We start from the raw sequence: 14,571 nt of genomic DNA on the forward strand, positions 1-14,571 counted from the left end.
CAGGCTGTGAAAATCGCCTGGGCTGCCGCTGCCGATGGCCTCGAAGCCAACGACGCCGATGGGGAAGCATTCGCATTCACGACGGTTAAGGCGTAATTGTCATCCCCGCGAAGGCGGGGATTTCCCAGCCAAACCAGAAATACTTTATCCCCGGAATCTAAAATTCCGGGGATATTTTTATATTCATATGAAGTTGTTTTGCTCCAATGTTTATTGATGTATTGTGATAAATTATGCTGAGCTTTATAAAGTATTCCTGGATTCTTATATTATTTGCTGCTTGTGCATCAAGTAATTTAGAACCGTCTAAAGAATTGTCAAAAGTCCCTCCGCAAAGTGAATATAGAACGGAGTTAGTTCCTCCGACTGGTGTGGGCTATTATGTTGATTTTTACGGTCGTATTAGTGACGAAGAAATATCGTGGAAAGATAAGGGGTTTTATATTCTTTTTGATAAAGATGACCAAAAGAAAATAGGCTTTATCCCATTAGACTCAAATAAAATTCGTATTTATAAGTTCCTTTACTTCCCATCTTGGGATATTGGATATCCAGATATTGGATTATGTGTAGGAGAAAGTTACACTTCCCAGGAATATGAAAATTTTTTCATGGACAAATGTCGTAAAGAATACTCAATAGACTCTATGGATTACAGACTCGTTATGTCTTATTTTTCTGAAAAAAAGATGTCCATTAAAAAAAGAGGAATTCCTCCACGTGAATGTGTTGGTGAAACATTGAATATCATTTACTATGACGGAAATGAATATCAATATTTCGATATGATAAGTCCTAAGTGTTTTGATAGCGCCTTGAGGAATAATCCTGAGTCTTTTGAGTATAAACTTTTTTATGAGAAAATAGATGGCATTATGAAAGGTGATTTCCAAGAATGCCGATGGGATAAATTTTTAGACCCTGATGTTGTGGAGAAATGTGTGTCAAAATATAGATGATTGTAAAATTTATAACTTTATTTATATTTATACATCATGAAGTATTTCCCGTAAAAAAGAAACCGAACTTCTTTATGTTTCCGGAAGGCTTGTTCCCGAGCCTTTGCGGTAGGGCGCCTCGCGCCAGACGCAAGCGAACGTTATCGTGTGGAAGGATTCTACGGCTGGTTTGCAGGAATCTGATGCAGATGGCGAAAAGGTCTTCGTCGAAGCTGTAAGATAAGTACATCGCAGGAGACAACCTCGCAAGACGAGAGCAGCGGCCACGCTTGCGTGGACATTGCCGAGCCGAAGAGGTTGGGCACGAAGTGCCAAACGCAGGCTGTGAAAATCGCCTGGGCTGCCGCTGCCGATGGCCTCGAAGCCAACGACGCCGACGGAGAGGCATTCAGCTTCACGACGGTAAAAGCCTAGTAAGGCGAGAGTCGCGCAATTGTCATCCTGAACCCATTCGACAGGCTCAGGGTAAACTCCGAGGCGTATCCTCGAAGTCGAAGGATCCAGACCCAAAATTCTTTATCCTCGGAATCTTAATTCCGAGGATATTTTTATATTCGTAACACAATGAAGTTTATTCGTACTCTCGTTCTTCTTTTTGTTCTACTTTTGCCGGATTATTCCTTGGCGCAGGTAGATTCAGTTTACACACCTAAGAAAAAAACTTCAGATTATATACCAACACCTCTTGGGTTAGAGGCGGGTGGTGGAAGTATGTTCATGGCGGGGCTGGAATGGGGGTCTCCTTTAAGTTTAGTCTATGCACAGGTACGTCCTGGAATTGCGGATGGTCTATGGACGCCGGATTATGCAATTTTATGGTCCATTCGTACCAGGTATGTTTATGATTACATTGATCATGAACATGGCGCTTTGCTTTATCCGAATATTCAATACCTGCGTGGTCTCTTTTTCGGCATTGCCGTTGGCCCTCAGGTGGGGTGGTTTTCTTCAACGGGATTTGACTATGGAGTATCCGCCCGTTTGGACTTGATAGGCATATTCAATGTCGAAATTGGTTATTTTTTCGAAAAAAAGACCCCTTACGTGAGTTTCCTGTTCTCGTTTTCCATTTTGAGATTTGGACCTTTCGATCCCTAATTAACTATGTCTATCATCAACGAAATTCAAAAAGCGCTTTTTGCAAAACAGGATTTAAAGTTCAAGGCTTTTCATAGCAAGCTTATCCCGAAGACGGATGCAAAGTCGATTATCGGTGTGCGCACTCCAGATTTGCGTGCAATCGCCAAGGAATACGCAGGTCACTCTGATGTGGAAAAATTCTTGACTGCGCTCCCGCATAAATATTACGACGAAAATCAAGTCCATGCATTTATCTTGTCCTTGATTAAGGACTATGATGATTGCGTTTCGCACATCGATGCATTCTTGCCGTATGTGGATAACTGGGCGACCTGCGACCAGATGCGCCCCAAGGCTTTTGCGAAAGCTGCAAACCGCAAACGCCTTTTGAAAGATGTTGAGCGCTGGATGAAAGCTCCCGTGACGGATGTTTACACGATGCGCTTTGGCATTGAATCGCTGATGTCGTTCTTTCTGGACGATGACTTTGACCCAAAGTTCTTGAAATGGGTCGCGAAAATCCGCAGCGAGGAATACTACCTCAATATGATGATCGCGTGGTTCTTTGCGACGGCACTTGCAAAGCAGTACGAGGCGACACTCCCGTTCATTGAAAAACATGCGCTTGATACATGGACGCATAACAAGACTATCCAGAAGGCGATTGAAAGCTATCGCATTACCGATGAGCAGAAAGCATATCTGAAGACCTTAAAATTATAGTATCTTTAAAATATGATTGATTATACCGTACAGACCGTAAAAACTGACAATTTTGAAATGGACTACCTCAAGTTTGGCACGGGCGCGCGTACGCTCGTGTTGCTGCCGGGGATGAGCCTCAAGAGTACGATGGGCATTGCCTCGATGGTGGTGGATTCGTACAAGATATTTGCAGACGATTTTACGGTTTACATGTTCGACCGCAAAAAGAATTTTGGCGAATCGTACCTGATGGAAGAGATGGCTGCTGACACTGCCGAAGCGATGGATGCTCTTGGCATTGAATGCGCCTGCATCATTGGAATTTCGCAGGGTGGCATGATTTCGCAAATCATTGCGGAACAGAACCCGCAGAAGGTCGAACGTTTGGCGCTCGGCTGCAGTGCCTCCCGCTTGAACGATATGTCTCGAGCCGTGATGACGGAATGGAAACGCCTCGCGGATGCCCGCGATATCGAATCCCTCTGCTCGAATTTCATCGACAAGGTTTTTTCTGAGGAAACCGTTCGCAAGTACAAGAGGAGCCTGATGCGCATGAACACGAACGCCACAGAACAGGACATGGCTCGATTCTGCGTCTTGGCTAAGGCTTGCCTTGCGTTCGAAGCGTACGAAGGACTCTCTAAGCTCAAGTGCCCGACATTGATTCTCGGAGCCGAGCTGGACCAGGTCTTGGGCGTAATTGCATCCCGCGAAATCGCTGAAGTGCTAAAGCAAAATGGTGTGCCTGTGGAACTCTACATTTACGAAAAATACGGTCACGCCGCCTACGACGAAGCCCCGGATTTCCGCTCGAGGATTTTGGAATTCTTGAAAAAGTAGTGGGGGCGTTGCGGGGAACTCCCCGCTCGTGGGGGTGATGTAAGACCAATGGAGATCCCCGCTTTCGCGGGGATGACATGGGGCTGCAATCAGGGGGATTCTTCCCCCTCCTATAAAATAAAAGCGTATTTTTGCGCACTTCCTACCCCCAAAAAAACACCTTTTTCTGCATTTCCTTCCTACTTCCAACTATTTTCATTGTTTTTAAGCATATTCTTTCGTCTCTCGTCTTTCGTCTTTCGTCTATCTTTTCTATCTTTGCACTCGTCCAAGCAATATCGCTTGGGCATAAACAATCACCGGCTTGCAAGAGTCGCTTCGGTGGCGCGGTAATTTTAACTTCGCTTTGTGGCTTAATTGCAGTCCGGGTAGTAACAACCGAAAAGGAAAATATACTATGGCTAATTTGCCTTCCGTCGAAGATCTGCTTGCAGCAGGCTCCCACTTTGGTCACCAGACTCAGCGCTGGAACCCGAAAATGAAACCGTACATCTTGGCAGAAAAGAACGGCATCTACGTTCTCAACCTCTCCAAGACTCGTGACCTCCTCGAAGAAGCTGCTAAGGCTGCTGCCAAGATTTCTGAATCTGGCAAGACCGTGCTCTTCGTTGGCACGAAGCCGACTGCACGTCAGTGCGTGCTCGACGCTGCTGCTACCTGCAACCAGTTCTCCGTCACCAACCGTTGGTTGGGCGGTATGCTCACGAACTTCCAGACTGTCCGCAAGTCCATCAAGAAGATTGACAAGATCGACACCATGGAACAGGACGGCACCTTCCAGGCTCTCTCCAAGAAGGAAGTCCTCGACAAGACTCGTGAACGCGCCAAGCTCCTCGACGTGTTCGGTGGTATCCGTGAAATGGTGAACCTCCCGGGCCTTCTCGTCGTGACCGACCTCGCTCACGAAAAGATCGCTGTTGCAGAAGCTCGCCGTCTCCACATTCCTATCATCGGCATCTGCGACACGAACGTCGATCCGACCCTCGTGGACTACCCGATTCCGGCAAACGACGACGCTGTGAAGTCCCTCAAGCTCATTGTGGACTACATCGCTGCTAACGTCAAGCCGCGCGTCGCTGCTGAAAAGAAGGAATCCAAGGAAGAAGTGAAGAAGTTCGACAACGGCGAGGACAAGTAATATGCAGATTACCGCTTCCCTCGTTAACGAACTCCGCCAGAAGACTGGCGTCGGCATGATGCAGTGCAAGAAGGCACTCACCGAAACTGACGGCGATATGGAAAAGGCTTTGGAACTCCTCCGCAAGCAGGGTGCTGCTGTTGCTGCAAAGCGCGCAGACAAGGCTGCTAAGGAAGGCCGCGTCTATCTTATCGAAACCGCAGAAAAGGCTGCTGCTTTCGAACTCACCTGCGAAACTGAACCGGTTTCCAACAACGACGACTTCGTTGCCCTCGCAGCCCTTGCTACCAAGGCTGTTGAAACTCAGGCAATCGCTTCCGTCGAAGATCTCAAGAACGCTGTCGTTGATGGCGTCAAGATCAATGACCGCCTCCAGGACGTCCTCGTGAAGATTCAGGAAAACATTGACTTCCGCAAGTTCGCAGAAATCAAGAAGGTCCCGAACTCCGTGTTTGGCGTTTACAGCCACATGAAGGGCAAGATCGGTGTTATCACTGAACTCGCTTTCGAAGGCTCTGCTGACGAAGCTGCTCTCAAGCAGGCTGCTAAGGACATCGCTATGCAGGCCGCTGCATTCGCTCCGGTTGCATTGAACGATGCTGCAGTTCCGGCTGAAACGATCGAAAAGGAAAAGGAAATTGCCAAGGCTCAGATCGAAGCTTCTGGCAAGCAGACCAAGCCTGAATTCATGCAGCGCCAGATTGATGGCCGCGTGGCTAAGGTCCTTAAGGAAATCGTTCTCGAAGACCAGGAATTCTTCATGTCTGAAAAGAACCCGAAGAAGCTCTCTGTCAAGGACTACCTCCAGGAAGTCGTTGCAAAGCAGCTCGGCCTTACCAGCTTGAAGGTCGTGAACTTCATCCGCTTCGAACGCGGTAACTAAGTTAGACGAAAGACGAGAGTCTAGAGACGAGAGAAAAAGTAATGAGATTATTTTTCGTCTCTCGTCTGTAGGACCTTTGGTCCGTTCTCTCGTCTGAGAACCTATCTTTATGAAATTGGTCGTCCCATCCGGGGCGGCCAGTTTTTTTATAGTTTATTTTGTATCTTATTACGTACACGTAAGTGAGAAAGGGAAAATGAGAATTTATCTTACATTGACGATTTGTGTTTCGTTGCTTTTACTTGGATGCGGTGGGGCCCAGGTGCAAAGAGGTTCTTTTGAAGCCTTGGTTCCCGATGCGTATACCGGTCCAACATTTGCTATGGACGATGATTCTAGTGCGTGGAAAGTCAATGTGTCGATTCGAAATCCCAATGATAAACATGTGCATTTGAAAGAAATCTGGAACGATACGATTAATGGCTTTGAGTACACCTTGGATCCAGTTGCTGGCGATGTCTACTATGATTTCAAGATATTCCCAGTGGCGGCCTCTATTGACTATTTTGGTAAAAAAACTTTTTTGCTGGGAGGCATCGGTTTTGGACTTGATCCTTTCCCGTATGTACGTGTGACTGCAGGCATAAATGAACGATATTTTGAGTTGGGAGCTTTTGCATCACTAGGATTAGCTAAAGTCTCGTATTCAGTTTATGCCCCTTATATAGATGATCAAGGAAATATGGCTGGAGCGGGAACGAGTTCTAAAGGCGTTATTGAATGCGATGATTGTAGCGAATGGAAATACAATGGGAATTTTGGTTTTTATGTAAACGCATTCCCGTTTAGCGAATTTGCGCTTTCTTATTCTTTCTCGGCATTTTGCCCCTGGTTGTACAACGAATTGCAAGAATATCCGCTGACATTTGATTTTCCCTATATCTTTTCAAATTACTTTGGTGGAACGTACATAATCAATAATCATTATCTCGTTTCTCTAGGGGCGAATATCCACTTTGGAAACGATTTTAAAGAAACCATCTGGAATTTGGAATTGAAGACGGCCTTTATCTTTTAAACGGAATGATCTGAACGGCGCCTGTCTTATTCGCGCTGTTCCAGATTGACCTTGTAGCCGCGTTCAATTGTTGTTCCGAGCCGCAACTGGATTAACTTCATCGCGTGGTCGCGGGCCCTGCGCTTGAGTTCCGCGCTGTTTTCCTGCTCATATTTCTTTTGTTCGGAAATAAAGAACTGCTTGAAGTCTTCGAAGCGGATGTTGTTGAACCAGCCCTGCTTTTCCCAAAGAATCTGGATGCTCTCGAAATCGATGCTGTGACTCAGAATTTTAGGCTCTGGCAGATAAATGAAAATGCTCTGCGTGTTCGGCTCCACGAGAATCTTGATGTCCTTCAAGTCGTAACCCAGCTTGACATCGCCCTGATAAACAAGCGAAAATTCCTTGATGGACTTGTTGATTCTCCAGTCGGGAATGTATTCGAGAAGCTTTTTCGCGTCCTGAAAGTTCGCGTTTTTGCGGTAGTGATGGTGGAGGGTTGCAAGCTCCGAAATCTCGCTGATCTGCTGCTCCACAAACTCGCTCGTGATGCTCGTCTGTTTTGTGTCGGTGTACAGCTTTTTCATGACAAGCGCAGTCGTCACGCTTGTAGCGCAAATGATGAGCAAAATCGCAACTATTTTCAGGGCTGGTTTCATGCTATAAATTTATGCAAAAAAGATGCAAAAGGTTAATTTCATTGAAATTTCTTGTTATTCATGAATTCTTCATTCTCTTTATATAACGGGGGAGGAATCCCCCTCGCTCCAGCCCCGACTTACAAGTGCAAAATGCGGCATGTCATGCCCGCCACCGAGCGGGCATCGCCTCTATCTGTCAAAAACACATCGTCGGGTCTTACGCTACCCCCACTGCGGGCTTCAGACGCCAGCCCGCAACGCCCGGCTTGCTCCGCTCACCTATCCTTTGGAGCCTTAAAAGAGATGCTGTTTCTGGCTACTCTAGAAAATGTTGCTTGTTTTTCTCTGAAAAAGATTGTATATTTATAAATAACAGGACCCCCCGCACCTCTCATTGATGTGTCCCAGGGGGGACATTTTTTTATGGAAATCAAAAAGGCGACAACGTATAGGGAGCAGGCAGAAAAGATCGAACAACGTGGCTGTTGTATCGAAAATGTTGACGATGCCATCCGCTGCCTTGAAACCATAAATTATTATAGGTTGTCTGCATATTTTCTGCCGTTTAGAAAACAAGATGGTTCCTATAATGCAGGGACGAGTTTTTCAAGAATTGTGCAGATATATGAATTCGACCGATTGTTGAGACGGTCACTTTTCTCGGCTCTTGAAGAAATAGAAATTTCTATGAGGGCGAGACTAGCGTATTTCCATGCGCATAAATATGGTCCGACGGGTTATTTGATTGAATCGAATTTTTCTCTGTCGCATAAACACCAAAGATTCTTGGAAACGTTCAATAGAGAAGTTGAACATAGTTCTAATGTTCTTTTTGTGAAGCATCATCAGGATTGCTATGATGGTGTGTTCCCTATATGGGTGGCAGTGGAGTTGTTCTCGTTTGGCATGTTGTCCTATTTTTATGCAGACCTTGTTCTTGCAGATCAAAAGCTCTTTGCATGTCAGTATTATAAGACCATTCCGAAGAATCTAAAAAGCTGGCTAAGGTGTACGACTGACTTGCGTAATATCTGTGCCCATTACGGACGACTCTACTATAGGATTTTCTCCGCTATTCCTGCTAATATTGAGGAAGTAGAAGAAAAAGATAATCGTTCTCTTTGGGCGGCGTTCCTTGCGGTGCGGAATTTGTATCCAAACCCCAAAAAGTGGAACGAAGAATTTCTTCCGTCAATTAAAGAATTGTTTGAAAAGTATTCGTCTGCAATTCAGTTGGAACATATTTCGTTCCCTGAGGATTGGGCTGAGAAAGCGGTTGCCAAGGAAGAATAGTGGTGGTTAATTCCCACAAAAAAGACCAATTCCCCAAAAGTGGAAGTGTCAATTATACTTTTAAAATTTATATACCTATATATGATTTCCCCATTTAGGCGAAATTGTTTTTGAACTAGTTAAATATGTTTATCGCTTTTTTCTGCTTAGTGAAGGTCGACTCTATGCCGTGTATTTCATTGGAATACCTAGCCGTTGATGGAGCTACTCTTTCAGTTCTTCTATTATATTTGACGATATGAATGATTTATTCTTAATTCCATCGCCAGAAAGTTTTGAAAATAGCAGATTGACTGTTGATTTCGGCTTAAGAACAGCACTTTTGAAGCACAGAACTGCCGTCGTCCCCTGCATTGGTACTGTTCAATTTCTGAGGCAGATGACATGGTCTCTGGCAGCCATATATCTTTGTACTGAAAGCTTTGACGAAAGAACGCGTCGAATACAACGAATTTCGGCAACAGTTGTTGCGAATGCTATTGAGGCGTTAGCATGTAAAGCAATGTATAATTATGCATCGCGCGATTCATTTGACTTTTATGGTAGCAGGGCTTTTGGAAGAGAATGCTCGGATGGGATTTTTGAGCGACGAGATGTTTGGACGTTTGGTTGGCTTGGTCAAACCAAGAATTATGTACAGAATACATATAGGCAAAGTGCCTCTGCTGCAATATATGCATTAGGATTGACGGAAGGTTCATCTAGATTTAACTCAATGAAATTGACCCCTGAGGGGCGAAATATTGCCATAGAATTTCTGCAACAGAAGGTTGGCGATAAGACTTTGAAATCTTTCCTGTCTTCTTGGATATGTAACCCGAAATGGGTTCCGTCTGCTAATTCATCTGCATGGAAAGAATTTCTTGGCTCAGTAAATCCGACTCTGCAGACGGTCTCCGAACGGATGCTGTATGCAGCTGTTTTTGAAAAACAAGTTCGTTATAATGGTAAGCAAATATTGATGCCTCGAATGAAAAAATGCGGTTCAGAAAAGGATTTGTTGGCGAATTTAAAACAATCAAAAGAAGAACGTTACCATACTGAAATTCTGGCTGCGAAGGCATTTGATGAATTCCATAATGCGGTCAAGAAGCTTTTTTCAGGATGTGTTAAGCTAATGGATTCTAACATATATAACTTGAAGGATATTGAAGGTAGACTAAAACTCGAAATTAAGGATGTGAAAGAGAGGGGCGAGTCTTATCTAAAGTTCAAGGAATTTGCTTATGGAAAAGTTGAGGTTGGGGAAATAATAAAATCTAAGTTTAGGAAAATGCTTGATTTGATTATCTCAAATAACAAGTCTATTCTTATCAAAACCGATATGGTAATGAAGGGGCCTCTGTATGCTGCAGCAAAGGATTGGTCTTTTGAATTAGATCGACAGAAGAATAATGATAAAAAATGGCCCTTATCAAGATTGCGTCAATGGCGAAATTTGTGTATTGATTGTGGAATTTGCTGATGAAGACTCTTTCTCAATTGTTTACGCCTCCTGATGGCTATGTAGGGCAGATTTGTGTCGCAAGTGCCTTGAGTGCAGATGTGCGTTTTTTGGATAGTATGTTGACTGAATTTACCCGCATGTCAAATTCCAAACGTCGCGGATGTGGTAATGTGAGTTTACTGCTAATGTTAGATGCAAAAGCTGATCGTCTTGATATGGATGCTGCCTCTGGCTTCATTCAATTGCAACCCAATGGCAAAAGTAAATGGGATAAGATTGCTTGTATGCATGCCAAGGTCGCTTTGATGCAATTTGGCAAGTCAAATACAGTTCAGTCTCGTAATAAGACTGTAGATTTGATATGGCGTCTTATTATCTGTACCGGTAACTGGACTGAGGCTTGTGCGATTCGTCAAATGGAAATGGCTTGGTCAACGGATTATGATTGCGATGGTAAGCCAAAGGATTACAAATCTTTGTCAGATATGGTCTGTGCAGTAAGATTTCTAAGAAAGCTCCATCAAAACTATGCTGTGGATGAGCGAATGTGGGTTCCTGCTGAAATTATGTTCAATGGTATAGAAAATTGTGCTGCTGAGGTTACTTCATTACCAACGCCAAGAATGTTTACCACTTTTAGCGATAAAACAATGCTAGATTCTATCGCAGCTCGTTTTCGCGGTGTTAAACCCAATTATGTAATAGCAGGTTCGGGTTTCTATGAGCAGGATGATGGCAAGAAGGGTAAACCTATAACGATTGAAAAAATTGAGCAAAAACTCAAACTTGCAGAAATCGGCAAGGCAGACAGGCATTTGGTTGTTAATCCAGATACAGCAGGCAAAATTGCTACATGGTCGGGAAGCATTTTGCGTGATTGGAGTCTTCATTTACCATTGGATCTTATGGCAGAAAGATTTATGCATGCCAAGTATATCTACGCAGGCGTTAAGAAACGAACTTCAGTTGGTGAAGGAAGGCTGTATCTAGGTTCAGGAAATCTGTCTGCAATGGGGTTACTTGGGTATGCTAGTGGCAAGGCAAAGAATATTGAGGCGGGAGTTGTGATAACTCAGTCTGACTTTAGCGGTGAGGAACGGTCTTCTCAAGAAAAAATGTTTAAAACATTGCTTTGTGGGATGGAAAAATCATCCTATGAACTTAAGCCATTAAATGAATCTTTTGATGAACCTGGTTTTAGAGAGGATGATGCTTGTTATAAAGACCCTTGCCCTTTGTTGGCTTTTGAACTTATTTTTCAGGATGATAAATACATGCTTCGTCCTGTTTGGCTTGAAGATATCCCTGTGAAGGGTGTTATACATAAAAGAACTGGAGCGGAACTTGGGAAAAAGGATGTTTCTATTATGGACATCCCTTCTGGATATGATTCTGTTCAGTGGAAAGGTGAAAACTATCAAGTTCCTGTAATTGTGATGAATGATAAATTTGCAAGGCTATCCGCACCTGCAGAGACTGTGCTCACGCTAGAAGAAATGCTGTCTCAATTAGAATCAGCCATGAATGGTAGGGATGCAGAAGATGATGATGGAGATGATGATCAGGAAGATCCTAATGGAGAAAAAAGAAGGAATGATTATGCAAACAGATTGATGAAAGAAAAATCTTACAAATACCAATCCGCTATGACCTTGGTAGAGACCATTGCTGAATATAGTCAAGAACGCTTTGAAAAGTACGAAAATGTGTGTGTGGAAGATATTATGGATTGGATCTCGATGATAGATTCAAAATTGCGAAATCTGTCAAAGGAACTTGTTGCAGAATGGCAATCACTTGAGGTTGATTTCATTTCAGTTTTGGCTAGGGATAATTTTGCGCCACCATGCAAGGGCAAGGCTAGGACTCTGTGGAACAGCTATGTTAAAAAATGGTGTAGAAAGTGGCGCCTTGATAAGTATGAGATGCTGTAGTATGGATTGGAAACAAGTAAGGAAAAATCTATTCGATGTCATTCATGAAATGACTATGAGTGATAACGGCAAGCCTGTATATGGTCAGGATGCTGCCGCTATGGCTGTCATGAATCGTTTATCTCAAAATGGGGTTATTCTTGCAGATGATGTTGGTCTCGGAAAAACCCGAGTCGCTTTAATGCTTATGGAGAGCGTTTCTCGTGCGGGTGGAACAGTTGCAGTAATTTCACCTTCGAATTTGATACACCAATGGATTGATGAAGCTAGATCATTTTTGGAAACACTGAAGAATAGTTCATTGGATGCACAACCGTTCTCTCTACAGAGTGTTGCTAAGCTGAATAAGGATCTTACGTATCCATTATGTTATAATAATGGCCAATTAAACCGTTGGCTCATCGTGTCTCAGCAATTCGGTTTAGTAGGTAATAAGAGTCTTAAGATTGGCGGAGACAGAAATAATAGAGATGCTCAGAAGCAGAAATCTTTCTTTAGGTCTACAATCAAGGGGATGATTAAACAGGGATGTGTTGCAAACGATGAATATACCAATGAGGCGGCTTGGTTAATTGGAACTTTGATTGGTAAGGTTGATTTACTTGTTGTTGACGAAGCACATAAGAGCCGTCACTTGGAAGATGCTGAAGAAGAATGCAAGAATATGCCGAGACTACACTTCTTGTTGTCTAAAATAATACAACGCAAGAATGATTCAAGATGTCTTTGCATGACTGCGACCCCTGTGGAAATGGGTGTTGATCAGTGGCAGGCATTATTAGAACGTTGTGGAGGCATCAAGAATAACAAGACTGCAATACTTGAGCATGTTAAGATGTTTTCTGAGAAATTGGACAAGGCGAATGCTGCTCCAGAGAACACAAAAACTGTAAAAAATCTAATTGAAGCGGCGAAAATCTTACATGGAGACCTTAAAAATTATGTGGTCCGTCGTCGTCGAACAAATCAGAACGAGTATAAGAACTTAATTTCACAACTCCCAGATAAGGGAGGTTGTCACCCTCATAGGGAACTTAATCCAGTTAATGTCAAGACTGATGACTTAAGTGGTGATTGGAAGTCTATTGTCTTATGTATGGAAGGAATTTCCTGTGCAGCAAAGAAGAGTGACGCAAGCTACCGCGATAAACTTCTTCGTTGTCATTATGCCGCGGGTATGTTAAACATGAAACAAGGTGATGCACTACGCGACTTGAACAATGCTATAAATAGGGAACGTAAGCAGGATGCTGCTAAAGCAGGTAGATTGGACTATTGGAAGGCTAAACTAGCCCAATATGAGGAAAACGATCTATTTCTACTTGAACATCCGCGAATTCAGACTACTGCAGACCATATTGAAGCTGTTTGTCGTAAGGGTGAAAAAGTTCTTGTTTTTGGAACGTTTATAGAACCCATGGAGGCTTTGCGAAATGAATTGAATTACAGGCATATTTTGCAACGTATGGAGGATGGCTTGCCAGTTGCTTTGACTAGGGTTTCCATGGACGCTCTGTGGCATGTCTATGAACGCTTGAAGGTAAAGAACAATTGGAAACGATGGGGTAATAAGAAATCCTTTCGAGAACGATTTAAAGAAGAACGCGATAGATTTAGCGATGCTACGACTTGGCTAAAGGATTATGTGTTTGGAAATTCTGCTTGGCTAAATATGCTATCCGAACATCCCATGTATTCTTTAACCCGATATTTTGTATTCTTAGAAGCGTTGAAAGGTCTTTCTGAAGAAAAGATTAGGCCAATTGCTGAAAAATTACGTTGGGATCTATTGGAATCTATCTACCAATCTAACTCCAAGTTTTCCTTTAGTGGTAAGCCTTCGAAGAGGGAACGAAATGATTTGATAATGTTGTTAGCAGATGTAATTGACGTATATCTCAATTGTGGAAAAGATGATGGACTACCAGTTTGTCTGAAAAAGTTTTCGTTGACTGATTTTGTTAAAACCATGATGTATGACGATGCTATTGGACGTCATGATTCTTTCTGCGCAATGATGTCGGGAAAAGATGATATGAATACCCGTAGACCGTTGCTTACTAAACGTTTCAATATGAAAAATACATTCCCACAGGTCCTTATTGCTCAGTCTCGTGTGGGGCGTGAAGGTTTGAATCTTCATAAGGCCTGTAGTCATGTGGTTATCTTCAATACAGAATGGAATCCTGCGGTTGTTGAACAAGAAATTGGTCGAGTTGACAGAATCAGTTCGCTGTGGAATGAACAGATGGTTATGTGGAATTCTGAGGATCCTAAAGATCGCTGTGATCCACCTAAGATTAAGGTCGATTTTGTTGTATTTGATGAAACTTATGATCTATATCAGTATGAAGTTTTTGCTCACCGTCGACGAGAAATATCTAGTCAGTTGTTTGGAACCTTACTAGATGAGGAAACTCTGAAAAGGGTTCCTAAAGAATTTCGTGATCACAATGAAAATGAGCTTGTGTCTGCTTTTGATTTTGACCCTGTAAGAGAATTTGAGGGTATGCTAAAAAGATGATGAGGCGTGTAAAGGTCTTTGAAATGTTCTAATAACGAGAACGAGTTGCCGATGTTTGGGAAAGTTTTTAGAGCATGTCCTGCAATAAGAAAAACCTCGGTTCATCACCGAGGTTCTTTTGTAAAGGGAG

12 protein-coding genes are annotated in these 14,571 nt (G+C 43.2%); 11 read left to right on the plus strand and 1 reads right to left on the minus strand.

All coding sequences use genetic code 11. From position 1 onward, the window contains the following. The first annotated feature begins 233 nt into the window (after positions 1–233). From B7990_RS12915 to B7990_RS12945, 7 genes are all read left to right on the plus strand, one after another. Positions 234–959 carry a hypothetical protein gene (locus B7990_RS12915; protein WP_141099291.1) on the plus strand — a complete coding sequence of 242 codons (726 nt, stop codon included), beginning with the start codon at positions 234–236 and terminating at the stop codon, positions 957–959. Between the two features lie 564 nt (positions 960–1,523). Then, complete coding sequence (locus tag B7990_RS12920; protein ID WP_088641336.1) at positions 1,524–2,057, plus strand: hypothetical protein; 534 nt, start codon at positions 1,524–1,526, stop codon at positions 2,055–2,057. A gap of 6 nt (positions 2,058–2,063) precedes the next feature. Beyond that, positions 2,064–2,762 carry a DNA alkylation repair protein gene (locus B7990_RS12925; RefSeq protein WP_088641337.1) on the plus strand — a complete coding sequence of 233 codons (699 nt, stop codon included), beginning with the start codon at positions 2,064–2,066 and terminating at the stop codon, positions 2,760–2,762. Positions 2,763–2,774: 12 nt separating this feature from the next. Next, a complete protein-coding gene (locus tag B7990_RS12930) occupies positions 2,775–3,584 on the plus strand; it encodes an alpha/beta fold hydrolase (protein WP_088641338.1) in 810 nt (269 codons plus the stop codon). A gap of 397 nt (positions 3,585–3,981) precedes the next feature. After that, complete coding sequence (gene rpsB / locus B7990_RS12935) at positions 3,982–4,722, plus strand: 30S ribosomal protein S2 (protein ID WP_088641339.1); 741 nt, start codon at positions 3,982–3,984, stop codon at positions 4,720–4,722. A 1-nt stretch (position 4,723) separates the two neighbouring features. After that, entirely contained in the window at positions 4,724–5,605 is an 882-nt protein-coding gene (gene tsf / locus B7990_RS12940) for a translation elongation factor Ts (protein WP_088641340.1), read from the plus strand. A gap of 109 nt (positions 5,606–5,714) precedes the next feature. Continuing rightward, on the plus strand, positions 5,715–6,623 hold the full coding sequence (locus tag B7990_RS12945; protein ID WP_176407333.1) for a hypothetical protein: 909 nt from the start codon (positions 5,715–5,717) through the stop codon (positions 6,621–6,623). A 26-nt stretch (positions 6,624–6,649) separates the two neighbouring features. Here the strand turns inward: B7990_RS12945 and B7990_RS12950 are convergent, their stop codons facing one another. Next, entirely contained in the window at positions 6,650–7,261 is a 612-nt protein-coding gene (locus B7990_RS12950) for a DUF4230 domain-containing protein (RefSeq protein WP_088641342.1), read from the minus strand. A 405-nt stretch (positions 7,262–7,666) separates the two neighbouring features. Between B7990_RS12950 and B7990_RS12955 the strand changes: the two genes are divergently transcribed. The 4 genes from B7990_RS12955 (at position 7,667) to B7990_RS12970 (ending at position 14,441) form a co-directional block, all read left to right on the plus strand. Then, positions 7,667–8,536 (plus strand): Abi family protein, encoded by an 870-nt coding sequence (locus tag B7990_RS12955; protein WP_088641343.1) that lies wholly within the window; start codon positions 7,667–7,669, stop codon positions 8,534–8,536. A 238-nt stretch (positions 8,537–8,774) separates the two neighbouring features. After that, on the plus strand, positions 8,775–10,001 hold the full coding sequence (locus B7990_RS12960) for a hypothetical protein (RefSeq protein ID WP_088641344.1): 1,227 nt from the start codon (positions 8,775–8,777) through the stop codon (positions 9,999–10,001). Further along, positions 10,001–11,917, plus strand: coding sequence for a hypothetical protein (locus B7990_RS12965; RefSeq protein ID WP_088641345.1), 1,917 nt, complete (start codon positions 10,001–10,003; stop codon positions 11,915–11,917). The genes B7990_RS12960 and B7990_RS12965 overlap by 1 nt, the downstream gene beginning before the upstream one ends. A 1-nt stretch (position 11,918) precedes the next feature. Further along, entirely contained in the window at positions 11,919–14,441 is a 2,523-nt protein-coding gene (locus B7990_RS12970) for an SNF2-related protein (protein ID WP_176407335.1), read from the plus strand. The last annotated feature ends 130 nt before the right edge of the window (positions 14,442–14,571 follow it).

The organism is Fibrobacter sp. UWB4, from assembly GCF_002210345.1.
Classification (GTDB): domain Bacteria; phylum Fibrobacterota; class Fibrobacteria; order Fibrobacterales; family Fibrobacteraceae; genus Fibrobacter.